The organism is Tenacibaculum ovolyticum DSM 18103, assembly GCF_000430545.1.
In the GTDB taxonomy this organism is placed as follows: Bacteria; Bacteroidota; Bacteroidia; order Flavobacteriales; family Flavobacteriaceae; genus Polaribacter; species Polaribacter ovolyticus.
Map to the genome: position 1 here is coordinate 161,497 of NZ_KE387164.1, position 17,410 is coordinate 178,906.

Sequence of the window (17,410 nt, forward strand, 5' to 3'; positions counted from 1 at the left end):
GTTTGAAAAAGACAATTATTAATAGATTACTTACAACACTTGCTTTATTGTTAAGTGTTGTTTCGTTTTCACAAAGCACTTCGGGAAATAATAAAGGAGCAGTAAAAAAAGATACTGTTATACCTCTTAAATATAATTTTAGTAATACTCAGAAAGGAAGTCTTTTTTTAAGTAATCCGTCTGAAAAAATTATAACGTATGATAAAGCAATAAATAAATTTGTTTTGGTAGAGAAAATAGGTAATTACTACATTGGTACTCCTATTTATTTTACTCCAGAAGAATATAAGACGTATCGATTAAAGAATGATGTAAAAACTTATTTTAAAGAAAAAATTGATGCAACAAATTCTAAGAAAAAAGGAAATAAAAAAGCAAGAAAAAATTTACTGCCAAAATATTATGTGAATTCTAAGTTTTTTGAATCTATTTTTGGAGGAAATACAGTTGAAGTAAATCCTACAGGACAAGTAAATATAAAGTTAGGAGGGATTTATCAGAAAAATGAAAATCCTCAAATCTCTATAGAAAACCAAAGTAGTTTTACATTTGATTTCGACCAACAAATAAGTGCAAGTTTACAAGCAAAAGTAGGGAAAAGGTTAAAAGTAACAACAAATTACGATACACAATCTACTTTCGATTTTCAGAATATCATTAAACTAGAATATACACCAACAGATGATGATATTATTAGAAACATTGAGGCTGGTAACATTAGTATGCCAATTAAAAACTCATTAATTAACGGAGCGCAGGCATTATTTGGTGTAAAAACAGAGTTGCAATTTGGTAAAACATATATAACAGCAGCATTCTCACAACAAAACTCACAATCTAAAACAGTTGTTTCTGAAGGAGGAGCTACAATTGAACCTTTTGAGTTAAGAGCTTCTGATTACGATAATGACAGACACTTTTTTTTAGGACAATATTTTAGAGAAAATTATAAAAAGGCACTAGCAAACTACCCATTAGTAAGTAGTCCTATAAATATTACAAGAGTAGAAGTTTGGATTACAAATAGAAATCAAAATGTAACAGATTATCGTAGTATTGTTGGTCTTGCCGATTTAGGGGAGTCTAGTGACGCTAATGAGGTAGATTTTGCAGAAATTAATGCAATTCCTGGGGCAATTTCTTCAGGGTCTAGAATATTACCGTACAATGGAGTTAATAATTTAAACCCATTATTAACTACTACATCAGGAGGTATTAGAGATGTTGCGACAATAGATAATGCTATAACATCTTTAGGAATTACTCCAAAACAAGGGTTTAACTATTCGTATTTACAAAATGCGCGTAAGTTACAGCCTAATGAATTTAGAATGCACCCTCAATTAGGTTTTGTTTCTTTGAACAGACGATTGAATGATGGGGAAGTTTTGGCAGTAGCCTATGAATATACGGTTGTTGGTACCTCAAATGGTGAAACAGTATTTAAAGTAGGAGAATTTTCTAATGATATTGTTGCACCAGATAATTTAGTAGTAAAATTATTACGTAGTGAGATTTTAAATACAGTACGTCCTAATACAGCTACAACTACAAGTCTTGGAGAAGCTTTTCCTACTTGGCGTTTAATGATGAAAAATGTATATGCGTTAGGTGCTTTTCCTCTACAACGAGAAGGTTTTAGATTTGAATTATTATACCGTGATGATGAAACAGGAACTTTACAAAATACTTTACAAAAGGCTTTAACTTCAGGGATTAGAGATAAGCCATTATTACGTATTTTAAATTTAGATAAACTAGATCAAAGTCAGTATACGGTTCCTAATGGAGATGGTTTTTTTGATTATGTAGATGGAATAACAGTTAACTCAGAGAGAGGATACGTATTGTTTCCAGAACCAGAACCATTTGGAAATGACTTAAAAGGGGAGCTTACTAATGCTGTAGATCAAGAAAAATATTTATTCGAAGAATTATATTTAACAACAAAAATTCAAGCAAAAAACGAATATCAAAATAAAGACAAATTCTTTTTAAAAGGATATTTTAAATCAGAATCTAGTAGAGGTATATCGCTAGGAGGATTTAATATTCCTAGAGGTTCTGTTAGAGTTACAGCAGGAGGACGACAATTGGTTGAAGGAATTGATTATGTTGTAGATTATCAGCTAGGAAGAGTACAGATTTTAGATCCAGGATTAGAAGCTTCTGGAATTCCAATTAACGCAACAACAGAAAGTAATACTTTATTTAGTCAGCAAAGAAAAACATTTATAGGTATTGATGTAGAGCATCGTTTTTCAGATAAGTTTATTTTAGGAGGTACTTATTTAAATGTAAGTGAAAAACCTATTACACCAAAAGTTAATTTTGGAGGTGAACCTATAGATAATACGATGTTAGGTTTAAACTTAGATTATTCAGCTGAAGTACCATATTTAACAAAATTAGCAAATAGATTACCATTTGTTGAAACTGATGCATCATCAAATGTATCGGTTAGGGCTGATATGGCATATTTATTACCAGGATCACCTAGTGGAATTAATGTCGATGGAACTGCAACATCATATTTAGATGACTTTGAAGCATCTCAAATACCAATTAACTTAAATTCGCCACAGCAATGGTTTTTAGCAAGTACACCTGAATCACAAGGTTTTGATGGTGGTACAGGAGATTTATCATATAATTATAAAAGAGGTAAAATTGCATGGTATAATGTAGATCAGTTATTTTACGGTAGCAGTAATAGACCTAGTAATATTGATGAGACGGAATTATCAAGAGATGAAGTTCGTCAAATTAGGTACAATGAATTATTTCCGAATACCGATTTAGATATTACACAACAAAATTTAGTGAGAACACTAGATTTAGCATACTATCCTGCTGAAAAAGGGCCGTATAATTATAACGAAAATGCTAGTTCTGTAACTCCTGAAGAACGTTGGGGTGGAATTATGCGCCCATTAACAACGAATAATTTTGAGCAAGCCAATGTAGAATATATTCAATTCTGGTTAATGGATCCTTACGAAAATCATTCTATTAAACAAGAAGAAGGAATGCCTGTTGGAGTGAATGCTAAAGATATAAGTAATCAAGTAGGTAAGTTGTTCATTAATTTAGGTAATGTTTCTGAAGACATTTTGAAAGATGGAAGAAAGCAGTATGAAAACGGATTACCTGTTGATGGAAATAAAATTGACGGAACAAATGTAAATACTACAACTTGGGGTAATATACCAATTAACCCATCAATATTATATGCTTTCGATTCAAGTAATGAAGCTAGAGAAAATCAAGATATTGGTTTGGATGGTTTATCAGATGAAGAAGAAAAAATTAAATATCCAGCATTTGCTTCATTAGAAGATCCTGCGGGAGATAACTTTCAATATTTTAGAGGAGGAGCTATAGAGGCATCAAGTCCTTCAGTTTTATCACGTTATAAAAATTTTAACGGTACACAAGGAAACTCACCAACAGCAAGTCAATCAGGTGAATCATATCCAACCTCTTCAACAGCATACCCAGATACTGAAGATATAAACAAGGATCAAACAATGAATCCTGTTAATAGTTATTTTGAATACGAAATTTCATTAAATAAAAGTGATTTACAGCTTGGGCAAAATCATATTATCGATATAAAAAATGAGCAGGTTACATTAGTAGATGGAACTTCAAGAAATGCGACATGGTATCAGTTTAGAATTCCTGTTAGAAATGGAGCGAATGCAATTAATGGAATTACCGATTTTAATAGTATCCGTTTTATACGAATGTTTCTTTCACAATTTAAAATGCCTGTAGTTTTACGATTTGGTGAGTTAGAGTTAGTGAGAGGAGATTGGCGTAGGTATACAAAAACATTTCCAAATGTTGGAGTTCCTGTTAGTTTGGATAATGCAGAGCTTAATAAGTTTGAAGTTGGAGTTGTAAGTATTGAGCAAAACTCAGATAAATATCAGCTTCCTCCAGGAATTGAAAGAGAGCAGTTACAAGGTACAAACAGAATTCAACGACAGAATGAGCAGTCAGTAACTTTAAAAGTAACAGATTTACCCGCAGACGAACAAAGAACTATTTACAAAAATATAAGTATAGATATGCGTAGGTATAAGAATTTACGTATGTTTTTGCATGCTGAAGCACCTACGAGTTCTACTACACAAGATGATGAAACAGTAGCTGTTGTTCGTTTAGGTACTGATTTAAATGATAATTATTACGAAATTCATAAACCATTAAAATTATCTCCTTCTAACGGATCTACTACACCAACAGGTGTTTGGCCAAAGGAAAATAATTTGGTAGTCCCTTTGCAAGAGCTAGCAAATTTAAAAATTGAAAGACCAATAGGAACAGGAACAAGTATTACAGATATATTTTCAGGAACAAGTTCTAACGGGTTGAAAATTTATGTAAAAGGAAATCCAACATTGGCACAAATAAGAACAGTAATGTTAGGTGTTAAGAACACATCAACTGATTCAAAAAATATTGAAGTTTGGTTTAATGAATTACGTGCTGTAGGTTTTGATAATAAAGGCGGTTGGGCTGCGGTTTTAAATGCAGATGCTAACCTTGCAGATGTAATGGATGTTTCTTTAGCAGGTAGAATGTCTACCATTGGTTTTGGTAATGTAGAAGATAGAGTACAACAAAGAAGTATTGAAGAAATAAAACAATATAGTGTTGCTACAAATATTCAATTAGGTAAAATGATGCCTAAAAAATGGGGTATGCAAATACCTATGAGTTATAGTTATGGAGAAGAATTTAGAGACCCTAAATATGATCCACAGTTTCAGGACGTAGCATTAGAAGATGCTTTAGATAAAAATCCAAATAGTAAAAATGCACAAGATTATACGCGTAGAAAAAGTATAAGTTTTATAAACGTAAAAAAGAATAAAAATCCTGAAAGTAAGAAAAAGCCTAAATTTTACGATGTAGAAAATTTATCAGTTTCTTATGCACATAATGAAGAGTTTCATAAAGATTATAATATTGAAAAGTTTGAGAATAAAAATGTAATGGCAGGAGCTAGTTATAGTTTTAGTTTTAAGCCTTTTGTTATCGAACCTTTTAAAAAGTCGAAAAAATTTAAGAGTAAATTTTATAAATTTATAAAAGATTTAAACTTTAATCCTGTACCAAAAACCATAGCACTTAATTCTAAGATTAATAGAAATTACAATTCGCAACAATCAAGAAATTTAATTGTTGATCCTGTTAATCCATTACCTGCACAACCTGAATTAGTTCAGCGCAGATTTATGTTTAATTGGGATTATACTATTGGTTTTGATTTAACAAAATCGCTACAATTAAACTTTAATGCTACGAATAATTATATTTATGATGGTTTTGGAGCTGATGAAGACTTAGAAATTTATGATCAATTTTTTAATATAGGTAGACCAGATAATTATAATCAAAAATTAAATGCAACTTATAAATTGCCGATTAATAAGTTACCATATTTAAGTTTTATAAATGCAGATTATGGGTATACTGCAGATTTTAATTGGAAATCAGGATCACAAAGTGTTATTGAAAATACAGATGCAAGTACAGGAGAAGTTACCGTTATTGACTTTCAGGAAGTTGTTGGTAACATGATTCAGAATGCAAACACACATAACTTAAATACAAATATTGATTTTGGACGTTTTTATAAGACGTTACGACTTGATAAATTATTACTAAAAGGAGCTAGGAAAAAACCAACAAAAAAAGGAGAAGCAACATTAGGAGCACAAGTAGCAGCAAAAAAGCCAAAATTAAAAAAGAATGCTTCTTTTGGACACAAAGTAATGAAAGGGATGTATGATGTGTTAACTTCAGTAAAAAGAGCAAAAATAAGTTATTCTCAAAATAATGGAACTTTATTGGAAGGGTATAAACCATCGGTTGGTTTCTTGGGAAGAAATAATTATGGAGGAGGCTCTGCACCTACACTAGGATTTGTATTTGGAAGTCAAACAGATATTTTAAATACAGCTATTGAAAACGGGTGGTTGGTAACAAGAACAAGCCAAACAGACGATAAACAACCTTATTATAATAAGAACTATGGAAAAACAAGATATAAAAAATTAGATTATAATATTGCTGTTAAACCATTTAAGAGCTTAACAATTAATTTAAGAGGTAATAGAATTCAAACAAGTAACTTAAACCAACAGCTAGATGTAATTTCTGATGGTAGTGGAGGTTTTCATCAAGACCCAAATATAAAAGCATTTGAAACAGGTAACTATAGTATTAGTCACTTTATGTTAGGTACTATTTTTACAGATAGTGAAGTTTTATATCAAAACTTTTTACAAAATAGAAGTATAGTAGCTGATAGGTTAGCGACTTCGTTAGGAGTGCCAAATACACCAACATCAGGATATCAAACTTCAGGACAACAAGCTATGTTACCAGCGTTTATTGCTGCATACTCAGGAAAGAATGCAAATTCGGTAAGCACAGGTGTTTTTAAAAACATTCCAATTCCAAATTGGACATTACGTTATAATGGTTTTATGAAATTTAAGTGGTTTAAAAAGAATTTCTCAGCATTTACCCTGTCGCATGGCTATAAGTCATCTTATACAATAGGTAATTACACTAATAATTTGCAATATGGTGGAGTTGACTCAAATTCACCAATATCTGTAGGAAATCCACCAAAGACAAATAATTCTGGGAATTATCAATCAGAACTATTACTTTCGTCGGCAACTTTAATTGATGAGTTTTCACCATTAGTAAAAGTTGATTTTAGAATGAAAAGTTCATTTTCTTTTAAAGGTGAAATAAGGAGGGATAGAAGTTTAACATTAAACTTTAATAACAATACCTTAACAGATATAAAAGGAACAGAATATGTTGTAGGATTTGGATATAAAATTAAAGATGTTAAATTTGTAACCAGATTTACAGGAAAAAAAGAAACGTTAAAAGGAGACATTAATCTAAGAGCAGATATTTCATTAAGAGATAATCTAACCTTAATAAGAAGTGTTGATGAACAAAATAGTCAAATAACAGGAGGAGAGAAATTATTCGGGTTTAAATTTATAGCCGATTATAATTTAAGTAGCAATTTAACAGCATCGTTTTATTACAATCATCAAACGTTTCAATATGCTGTTTCAACAACTTTTCCAAGACAATCAATTAATGCAGGTATTAATTTAATATATAACCTAGGAAACTAAAACAAACAAATTAAATAAATAAGGACAATGAACATTCCATCAGAATTAAAATATACAAAAGACCACGAGTGGGTAAAGATCGAAGAAGGTGTTGCTACAATTGGTATTACTGATTTTGCACAAGGTGAGTTAGGTGACATCGTATATGTAGATGTTGATACTTTAGATGATACTTTAGATATTGAAGAGGTTTTCGGATCAGTAGAAGCGGTTAAAACTGTTTCAGATCTTTTTATGCCTTTATCAGGAGAAGTAGTTGAATTTAACGAAGCATTAGAAGATGAGCCAGAATTAGTAAATTCTGATCCTTATGGTAATGGTTGGATGATAAAAATTAAACTATCAGATGATTCACAAACTGCAGATTTATTAAGTGCTGATGCGTATCAAGAACTTATTAAAGGATAATATAAAAATTAAAGCAATTGCAATACTAATTACTATTAGTATTGCAATTCTTAGTTTAATAAAGATAGGTCCTCAACCAATTCAAATAAATAATTTAGATAAATATGAGCACGCTCTCGCTTATTTTGTTTTAACTTTTTTTTGGTTAATGGTCTTCAGAACAACAAAAATCAATAAACTTATTGTTGTGTTTTGTTGTTTTTTTTACGGCATAATTATTGAGACTCTTCAAGTTACAGCAACATCATATCGAACTGGAGATATTTTAGATATTGCAGCAAACACGACGGGTATTTTAATAGCTTATACCATTTACTTTCTTTTTTTAAGGAAAATGTAGTTATTTAAAGGAATTAGCTTGTAAAAGTTAAAATAATTTAATTAAATTAGCGAACTATTAAAAAAACATTTAGGATGGAAATTAAGAAAAATCCAAAATCAAACTTAGAGAATTATAGTAAACTGTTTATGCAGTTAGGTTTGGTTTTAGCTTTATTTGTAACATATATTGCAATAGAAAATAAAACATATGATAAAACATATGGAGATTTAGGTTCTGCGAACATGGCTTCAGAAATTGAAGAAGAAACCATTGAACTTCAAATTGAACCACCAAAGCCAAAACCTAATACACCACCACCACCAGCTCCTGAAAAGATTGAAGTTGTTGAGGATGAAAAAGAAGTTGAAGAGACAGTTATAGAAACTACTGAGACTGATGAATCTGAAGCTGTAGAAGTTGAAGAAATTGTAGAAGTTGAGGAAGAAGAAGAAGTAGTTGAAGATGTACCTTTTTCAATTATTGAAGAAGTGCCTATTTTCCCTGGATGTAAAGGAACAAAAGCACAAAAGAAAGCTTGTTTAAACAAAAAGTTACAAAAGCACGTACAACGTTATTTTGATGCAGAATTGGCAAACGAATTAGGTTTAGCTCCTGGTAAGAAAAGAATCTATGTTCAATTTAAAATTGACAAAGATGGATCTATTACAAGTGTAAATGCAAGAGCACCTCACCCAAGATTAAAAAAAGAGGCAATGCGTGTAGCTAGAAAGATACCGAAAATGAAACCAGGTAGACAAAGAGGTAGACCTGTAAGAGTTGGTTATACTTTACCTATTACTTTTAATGTTGAGTAGTAAATAACCACAGTATAAAGCATAAGAAAGCAATCCTATTTAGGGTTGCTTTTTTTATTGGCACGCTTCTTGTTTTTAACATAGTATTAACACTAAAATTAATAACTATGAAAGCACAAAAAAAGACCCCTAGAAAACAATTAGAAAAATTTTCATCAATTTTTACCCAATTAGGTTTAGTACTTGTACTATTTATTGTTTTTGTTTCACTTGAGCATGAAACTGAAAAAACAGCACAATTTTATGATGATTCAGGTAGAGAAATAGAAACAATTTTTGACTTTTCACCAGATATTATTATCGAGAAAGTTAAAACTGTTGTGAAGAAGCCAGTAAAAGTACAACCTGTTATAACTATTGTTCCTCCGGTAATTGAAAAAAGACCTGAAATAGCTCCAGCACCTGTAATTAATTTACCAATTAAAAACACACCAACAATTACCGTTGGTAAGAAGAAAAAAGAATCAAAAATTATAAAACCAATAGAAGGACCAGTATCTATAAATAACGTTCAAAATAGACCTGTTTTTAAAGGGTGTGAAGGATTATCAGAAGAAGATAATAGAAAATGCTTTGAGAAAAAAATTAAAAAACATGTACAGCGTTATTTTGATGCAGAAATAGCACAAGATTTAGGATTAAGATCAGGGAAGTATAAAATTTTCACACAATTTATAATAGATAAATCAGGGGTGATATCTGATGTGAAAATAAGAGCACCACATAAAAGATTAACAAAAGAAACGAATAAAGTGGTAAGTAAAATACCCAAATTTATACCAGGTAAACAGAATAATAAACCTGTAAAAGTTAAATATACTTTGCCAATTACTTTTAAAGTAGAATAAATTTAAAAACTCAACTATTTAAGTTGAGTTTTTTATTTTTGTTTTATGGATACACAAAAACTTTTTTTTGCACACGAAACAGCAGTAATTGATGATAATTGTAGTATTGGTTTAGGTACTAAAATTTGGCATTTTAGCCATGTAATGCCTAACTGTATTATAGGAAATAATTGTAATATAGGTCAAAATGTAGTTGTTTCACCTAAAGTTATTCTGGGTAATAATGTTAAAGTTCAGAACAATGTATCTATTTATACAGGTGTTATTTGTGATGATGATGTTTTTTTAGGGCCATCAATGGTATTTACAAATGTTATAAATCCAAGAAGTGCCATAAAAAGACAAGATCAATATTTAAAAACAATTGTTAAAAAAGGCGCAAGTATAGGTGCTAATGCAACAATTGTGTGTGGTAATAACATTGGTGAATATGCATTTGTTGGTGCAGGTGCAGTAGTTACTAAAGAAGTGCTACCTTATGCATTAGTAGTTGGTAACCCTTCGAAACAAATAGGTTGGGTTAGTGAGTATGGACATCGCTTAAATTTTGATAAAAATGGAGAGGCGGTTTGTATTGAAAGTAACGAGAAGTATAATATTATAAATAATAAGGTTTCTAAAATTTAAGTTTACAATCTTTTTATTTTGAAAGAAAGAAAAGATTCTCTATATTTGAGATGTGGTTGAAAAACCACTTCTTTTTCATAGCAATTTTTCCCATTCAATTTTTTGGATGGGTTTTTTTATGAATAATTCCCATATTAAAAAGCTATAAACAATACTATATTCTATAGCGACATACCATAAATTTTCTTTCCAGGGATCATTAGCATATGCTTGATAACTTAAAATTATAACCAAACTCCAAACTATTGGGAATCGGTATTTAGTAAAAACAGATAAAATTAGTAATGTTGCAATATACCATGGATGCATTGTTGTTGTTGTGAAATAATAAAAAGATAAGCCGAACAACATGGCTGTTATTAGTTGTATTGAAGATTTGTTCTTTCTGAAAAAAGTGATAATTATTAAAAAGATTATGGTTATAAGAGGTATTATTTTACCGATTATAGCTATTTCATTATAACCTCTAAACATATAGCCGATTTCTCTAGCTATGTAATAAAAGCTAGCATTAAATTCGAAATTTTTAAACCAAAGACCAACAGAATTAGTGTAGTTTGAGATTAATTGTGGAGAGTAAAAAGGTGAAAATAAAAAGATAGTAGTTGTAAAAATAATTATATAAAAACCGATAAGTTTTATAGTTCTTGATTTTAGTGAATAACTATTAGTTGAATCTTTTACATCATTTTTTATAAACCATTGTAAGAATAATGGTAAAAAAAGTAATGGAATTAATTTTACTGAAATAGAACAAGCTAATAAGATTGCAGACCAAATCCATTTTTTTTGTTGTAATTTATATAAACTCCAAATTAAGAAGAATAGCATTACAGGTTCGAAATGCATATTACCAGTCATTTCTATAATAATAAAAGGATTTAAGGCATAAAAATAGATGTTATATGCTGGCAGGTTTAATTTTTCTAATAGTTTCTTACCGAAGTAAAGAATACCGACATCAGCTAAGATGATGATAACTCTCATTGTTATTACACTACCAATAATACTTTTGTTTGAAAAAATGGCAGTTATTAAGAAACACAATTGATTTAAAGGAGGGTAATTGGTAAAATGACTTCCATTCATCTTCCCCATTCCTTCGTATAATTCTTTAGCTTGTGGTATAGGTAAATTGTTTTGTTCTATAAAGGTTTCAGGTAGAGATAAATATGGATTAAGACCTTCTAAAATCATTCTTCCATCCCAAATGAAACGATAAAAATCTTGTGATAAATTTGGAATTGAAAAAACAAAAATAAGTCTAAATAGTATACTAATACTTGCTAAAAAATAAAAATCATTTTTTTTATATTGATATAAAAAATAAGACGTGGTAAATAGTCCAACCCATAAAAATAGCAATTCATAAAACGCTGTACGTTCTAAAAAATATGCGAAAACAAAATAAAGTAATATACAAACTACGGCTAGTATAATTGAATTATGTTTTCTCCAAAAAGACATTAGGCTTTAGAAAAAATAGATTTAAAAAATACGTACCCAAACCCAATAAATAGCATTAGGTGAAATGGAAATAAACCAAAGTCACCCCCTTGATCACCTACAATAAATGCACTGTACATACCAAAAGCAAAATATATAGCTAAAAGCCCTTCAATAATAACATGTAAAGAAATGTTTTTACTAATATATTTATTGTTTTTCCAACCATCTTTAATTGTTGTAATATTAAACTTAGGAGTACGAACAAATTCACTTTTTTTACCAAAATGCCCTTCTAAAACGGCAATTGAATTATGTAAAGAGAACCCCATTGCAATAGAAAAAAATGTAAAAAATACACCTATATAACTAAAGAAGTTTTTAACTCCGCCACCATAAGTCCTTTTATACATATGCCAGTAACAAATAAAGAAAATTAAAGAGCTAATTACAAAAAAGCTCATCATATAAAAGTAAGGTTTTAAATGCGCATATTCATTTTTAATATATAACATAGGAATACTTAAGATACCTACTAAAAAGACATTTAAAAACATTGAGCTATTCAATAAATGTAATAAACCGTGAATTTTAGATTTAAAAGATAAGTTTTTACTCGAAACTACTCTTTTTGCCATCTTCTGAAAATTTTCAGCACCACCTTTATTCCATCGAAATTGTTGTGAACGTGCAGCGCTAATAACTACTGGTAGCTCTGCCGGAGTTTCAACGTCTTCTAAATACTTGAATTTCCAATTTTTTAATTGAGCTCTATAGCTTAAATCTAAATCTTCGGTAAGTGTATCTCCTTCCCAATTCCCTGCATCATAAACACATTCTTTACGCCATAAACCAGCAGTTCCATTAAAGTTAATAAAATGCCCTTTACTATTTCTACCAACTTGCTCTAATGTAAAATGAGCGTCTAATGCAAATGCCTGAATTTTAGTTAAAGTTGAATAATTTCTGTTGATATGTCCCCAACGAGTTTGTACAACTCCAATTTCTGGATCTTTAAAATATGGAACGGTTTTTAATAACCAATCTTCTTGAGGCAAAAAATCTGCATCAAAAATAGCAATAAACTCTCCTTTTGCTATTTTTAAACCTTCTTTTAAAGCACCTGCTTTAAAACCTTGACGATTTTCTCTACAAATATGCGTAATATCTAATCCTGTTTCTTGAAGTTTCTTTATGTGTTTGTTTGTAGATATTACTGACTCATCTGTAGAATCATCTAACACCTGAATTTCAAGTTTTTCTCTAGGGTATTCAAGTTTTACAATATTATCTAATAAACGATCCATTACATAAAGTTCATTAAATACTGGAAGTTGAATGGTTATATATGGAACCTCTTTAGGGTTCGATAAATCAAATTTAATTGAATTGTCTTTCTGTTTTCGAGCTTTTAAATAATTAAAAAGTAAATTTAATTGTGCTAAAGCATACATGAAAATAAGCACTAAAGATATAGTGTAAATCGTAATTATAATATATTGTAAAGCCATTATTTAAAGCTGTATTTAAATATCCAAGTTAATATTTTAATGCCGGCAAATATACTACCTTTTACGGTTCCTGAAACTTTTGATACACCAATTCTATTTCGGTATTTCATAGGAATCTCTATGTATGAAAATTTCTGTTTTAAAGCTTTTAATTGCATTTCTACAGTCCAACCATAGGTTTTGTCTTCCATATTAAGGGCTAGTAATTTGTTATATTTTATAGCTCTAAAAGGACCTAAATCAGTAAATTTAGCATTAAAGAAAAGTGACATTAAGAAGGTTGCTAGCCAGTTTCCGAGTATTTGTTGCGGTGTCATTGCTCCTAGTTCTCTTAACTCTTTTACGCGGCTACCAATTACAAAGTCGATGTTATCATTTATAATAGGGGCAACCAATTCGGTTAATTGTTCTGGGTAATCAGAATAATCTCCGTCTAAAAACACAACAATGTCTGGTTTGTCTTTAAGAGAAGCAATGTGTTCCATTCCTTTTAAACAAGCATAACCATATCCTTTTCTAGATTCTTTTAAGACAGTTGCTCCTGCATTTTTTGCATTTCCTTCTGTTGCATCAGTAGAGTTGTTATTAACAACAATTACTTCATTAACTATTAAAGGAATATCGTTAATTACATTTGCTATAGAATCTTGCTCATTATAAGCAGGAATTATTACTTTAATTGATTGACTCATTTATCTTAAATCGAACAAACTATTTTCTTTTTTAAAAGAAGCTAAATCTGTCCATTCTTTTATTTTTTTTCCTTGTTGATATTTTTCTGCTTTAACCAGTTTTTGTTGGTTATAACGTAAACAATATCCGTTTTTCTTATTGTTTTTTAACTGGCACTTATGGTATACATACCCTTCATCGTTATAAAACAACCACCATTTGTTTTTTTTTCCATCAACGAAATGTCCTTCTTTTTCTATTGTTCCGTTCTTGCGGTAAAAATACCAATATTTTGTTGAGAGATTCTTTTTGTAGTTGCCTTCTTTTTTTAATTGTCCATTTTTGTAGTAAAATTTCCAATAATTAGTTTTAAGATCATTGTTTAACCAACCTTCTGTTTTTAAATTATTGTTGTTATAATATTCTTTTTGATATTTCTTTTGTGAAAAAACCGCAAAGGATATAAAAAATAGAAATAAAAAAAGACTACTTTTCATTTACTAATTCCATTAAATTAACATCGTTTCCTAATAATACATCTGTAGGGTTGATTCTTCCTTTTTCAGGTCCGTTCTCTAATTTTAGAACACCTCTTGGGCATACTGCAGAACAAACACCACAACCAACACAACTAGAACGCACAATGTTTTCTCCTTTCTGAGCATACGAACGAACATCGATACCTTGTTCACAATATGTAGAACAATTTCCGCAAGAAATACATTGGCCACCATTTGTTGTAATTCTAAAGCGAGATTTAAAACGTTGTACAAATCCCATGTAGGCAGCTAAAGGACAACCAAAACGACACCAAACTCTGTTTCCTAAAATTGGATAAAAACCTGTACCAATAACACCAGAGAAAATTGAACCAATAAAGAAACCATAAGATGTTTGTATATCGTAAGCTGAAATTCCGAAAGCAATTTCTTTCCAACTTTCTATTTCAGCAAAATAAGTATATAATGTTAAAGCTGTCATTCCTAGAGCGAAAACTAATACACCATGTATTAACCAACGTTCAATTTTCCAAGAAAATAAAGACTTACTAGATAATTGTCTGTATGGGTCACCTAAAGTTTCTGCTAATCCACCACAACCACAAACCCAAGAACAATACCATCTTTTTCCATAGAAATATACCATTACCGGTACAATAACTAAGGTTAATAAAATACCCCAAACTAACATGAATATTCCCATGTTTCCACTAGCTAATAGATTGTTAATATTCCAATCGAAAAAGAAAGAATAGTTTAATGGAAATGCATTTTTAAAATCAAACCAAGGTTGATTAAAGGCTACTAATATTTCTGGAATTATAAAGGCGAATGCTATTTGAAAAAATAAAACAACCGCTGTTCTAAGAATTTGATAATTGTTATGACGGTATTTAATAAACATTCTTATTGCAAAAACACTCATTACCGAACAATACATGAATCCATATAAAAACCATTGACTAGATTCATTACCGCTCATTCCTTTACTAATTGGATTTACCGATAAAATTGGATTTACTAAATAGTTTGGGAAGAAGTATAAGAACATATAAAACCCAACAAAAAAGATAAATGCTAAGATTCCTAGGTAACCTCTATTGGTTGCCGAATGCTGAAATATTCCGTTGTTTTTTATCCCCGCAGGACCTAATAATTTATAATCAGAAGCAAATGCGATCGATCCTCCTAAAATAGCTAACCCGAAAGTTAATAAGAAAAATAACCATTGGTTTTGTTGGGGCCAACCAGTTGCAGAAGCTCTTGTTAAAGGATAAATAAAATCTTTAGAAGTTTTATTCCACTTCAAATAAATAATTTTATCCCAAGCAATTTCTTTTTGTTTTTTATGAAACTCATTTGAAGCTTTTACTATTTCAACAATTTTACTTGACAATTGAAAAGCACTTAATTCTTTATTTACAATTTCTGATTGTGCTTTCTCTATGAAAAATTCACTTTTTACTTTTTGTTTAGTCCAAGTATTAAAAGTTTCTTGAGAAACATTATTTGTACCTGTAAATATGCTTGCTGTAAAAATAGCAAATCCAATAAAGCATATTATTAAACCTATGTTTTTAATTGTTTTCATTCTATTATGCTTTATTAAAAATTCGTTTCCAACTTTTCTTTTTTAACTGAATCGTTGTGTTATTCTCTTTGTTAAATTTCGATACAATTTCTTTCTCGTGCAGTTTAAAAAATTCAGGATCAAAATTAGCATCAGCTAAATGTTCTAAAACGTATTCTACAGAACGTTTCTCTGTTAGAATTTTATCAAAAAACTCATGACGCATTCTAATTCCGAAGTTATTTATACCGATAAACTCATGAGTGTTTTTGTCATAATTAATATGAATACACTTTTTACCACTTTCGTGTTCCCAATAAAAACGAGCTTCGTTTTCTTTAGGTTGTGCCCATACCCAACCGTAGGTTTGATATTCTATATCCATAAATTTAGCAGAGTTAAACCAATGCCCAGGTTTATATGCTGTTTTATTGCCACAAATAGTTTGCGCTAATGTTTCGCCCATCATTCTACCTGTGTACCAAACCGCCTCTATCGGACGACGTTGATCAATAGGTTCGTGTTGTTCTGCACAATCACCAATTGCATAAATATCTTTAATATTAGTTTCCAAGAAGCGATTAACTTTTACACCTCTTCCTAACTCGATACCAGACTCTTTTACAAAATTAACATTAGGAGAAACTCCAGCAGTTAATCCAACAACATTACACTTAATTTCTTCACCAGTTTCAGCAATAATAATTGATTTTACTTGTCCGTTTTCATCGGATTTAATTTCTTTTAAATTAGCTCCTAATCGTAAATCAATATGGTTATTTAAAATTTCTTTATTAATCATTGCTGATTCTTGGGCAGGCAGAACACCATTCCAGAAACTTTTTTCACGTACTAAAAAAGTAACAGGAATATTTCTGCTATGTAACATTTCAGCAAGTTCAATTCCTATTAAACCTCCACCAACAATTACAGCTCGTTTACATATTTTGTTGTTAGGAGCATATTTTTCAAGGTTTTCTAAATCTTGTTTATGGTACATGCCCATAACACCATTTAAATCTTGTCCTGGCCAACCAAATTTATTAGGTTTAGATCCTGTAGCAATTATTAACTTATCAAAAGAAAATTTTTCACCGTTGCTAAATTCAAGCTCTTTATTAGAAGTGTTTATGTTGGTAACAAAACCTTTTTTAAGTTCAATTTTGTTTTTTTTCCAAAACCAAGGCTCGTAAGGTTGCGTATGCTGGAATGTTAGATGTCCCATATACACATACATTAAAGCAGTTCTAGAAAAAAAGTAATCTGTTTCTGTAGATATTATCGTTATTCTTTTGTCAGAGAGTTTACGAATATGTCTTGCGGCTGTAACACCAGAAATTCCATTACCAATAATAACAACGTGTTCCATAATAATTGATTTGCAAGTTAGGTCGTTGTTAAAGTTAAGAACTTAATAGTGTAAATAAATTTAGAATGAATTTAAATAAGAAGAAAGCTTGTAAGCTGCTGAAAAACAAAACGTCTTAATTTATTCAATTATAAAAAA

General features: G+C 30.1%; 12 protein-coding genes. 6 read left to right on the forward strand and 6 right to left on the reverse strand.

All coding sequences use genetic code 11. The features are described 5' to 3' along the window. Window positions 1–2: 2 nt before the first annotated feature. The 6 genes from sov (at window position 3) to H518_RS0115480 (ending at window position 10,204) form a co-directional block, all read left to right on the forward strand. Window positions 3–7,184, forward strand: coding sequence for a T9SS outer membrane translocon Sov/SprA (gene sov, locus H518_RS0115455; RefSeq protein ID WP_043707109.1), 7,182 nt, complete (start codon window positions 3–5; stop codon window positions 7,182–7,184). A 27-nt stretch (window positions 7,185–7,211) separates the two neighbouring features. Continuing rightward, window positions 7,212–7,592, forward strand: a complete 381-nt coding sequence (gcvH, locus tag H518_RS0115460) for a glycine cleavage system protein GcvH (protein ID WP_028889909.1) — start codon at window positions 7,212–7,214, stop codon at window positions 7,590–7,592. Beyond that, window positions 7,564–7,932, forward strand: a complete 369-nt coding sequence (locus H518_RS0115465) for a VanZ family protein (RefSeq protein ID WP_043707110.1) — start codon at window positions 7,564–7,566, stop codon at window positions 7,930–7,932. Before gcvH ends, H518_RS0115465 begins: the two co-directional genes overlap by 29 nt. 74 nt (window positions 7,933–8,006) lie before the next feature. Beyond that, on the forward strand, window positions 8,007–8,729 hold the full coding sequence (locus H518_RS0115470; RefSeq protein ID WP_028889911.1) for an energy transducer TonB: 723 nt from the start codon (window positions 8,007–8,009) through the stop codon (window positions 8,727–8,729). A gap of 107 nt (window positions 8,730–8,836) precedes the next feature. Beyond that, window positions 8,837–9,577 carry an energy transducer TonB gene (locus H518_RS0115475; protein WP_028889912.1) on the forward strand — a complete coding sequence of 247 codons (741 nt, stop codon included), beginning with the start codon at window positions 8,837–8,839 and terminating at the stop codon, window positions 9,575–9,577. A 45-nt stretch (window positions 9,578–9,622) separates the two neighbouring features. Beyond that, window positions 9,623–10,204 carry an acyltransferase gene (locus H518_RS0115480; protein WP_028889913.1) on the forward strand — a complete coding sequence of 194 codons (582 nt, stop codon included), beginning with the start codon at window positions 9,623–9,625 and terminating at the stop codon, window positions 10,202–10,204. Between the two features lie 75 nt (window positions 10,205–10,279). Here the strand turns inward: H518_RS0115480 and H518_RS0115485 are convergent, their stop codons facing one another. The 6 genes from H518_RS0115485 to H518_RS0115510 are packed head-to-tail and all read right to left on the reverse strand — an operon-like array spanning window position 10,280 to window position 17,272. Continuing rightward, window positions 10,280–11,671 carry a mannosyltransferase gene (locus H518_RS0115485; protein ID WP_028889914.1) on the reverse strand — a complete coding sequence of 464 codons (1,392 nt, stop codon included), beginning with the start codon at window positions 11,669–11,671 and terminating at the stop codon, window positions 10,280–10,282. Further along, window positions 11,671–13,161: a cellulose synthase family protein gene (locus H518_RS0115490; protein WP_028889915.1), complete on the reverse strand. Its 1,491-nt coding sequence runs from the start codon at window positions 13,159–13,161 to the stop codon at window positions 11,671–11,673. The genes H518_RS0115485 and H518_RS0115490 overlap by 1 nt, the downstream gene beginning before the upstream one ends. Beyond that, window positions 13,161–13,853, reverse strand: coding sequence for a glycosyltransferase family 2 protein (locus H518_RS0115495; protein WP_028889916.1), 693 nt, complete (start codon window positions 13,851–13,853; stop codon window positions 13,161–13,163). The genes H518_RS0115490 and H518_RS0115495 overlap by 1 nt, the downstream gene beginning before the upstream one ends. Then, window positions 13,854–14,330 carry a toxin-antitoxin system YwqK family antitoxin gene (locus H518_RS0115500; protein WP_028889917.1) on the reverse strand — a complete coding sequence of 159 codons (477 nt, stop codon included), beginning with the start codon at window positions 14,328–14,330 and terminating at the stop codon, window positions 13,854–13,856. Next, window positions 14,320–15,924: a 4Fe-4S binding protein gene (locus H518_RS0115505; RefSeq protein WP_028889918.1), complete on the reverse strand. Its 1,605-nt coding sequence runs from the start codon at window positions 15,922–15,924 to the stop codon at window positions 14,320–14,322. The genes H518_RS0115500 and H518_RS0115505 overlap by 11 nt, the downstream gene beginning before the upstream one ends. 4 nt (window positions 15,925–15,928) lie before the next feature. Then, the gene (locus H518_RS0115510; protein WP_028889919.1) at window positions 15,929–17,272 is read right to left on the reverse strand and encodes an NAD(P)/FAD-dependent oxidoreductase; all 1,344 of its coding nucleotides are present in this window, start codon (window positions 17,270–17,272) and stop codon (window positions 15,929–15,931) included. Between the last annotated feature and the right edge of the window lie 138 nt (window positions 17,273–17,410).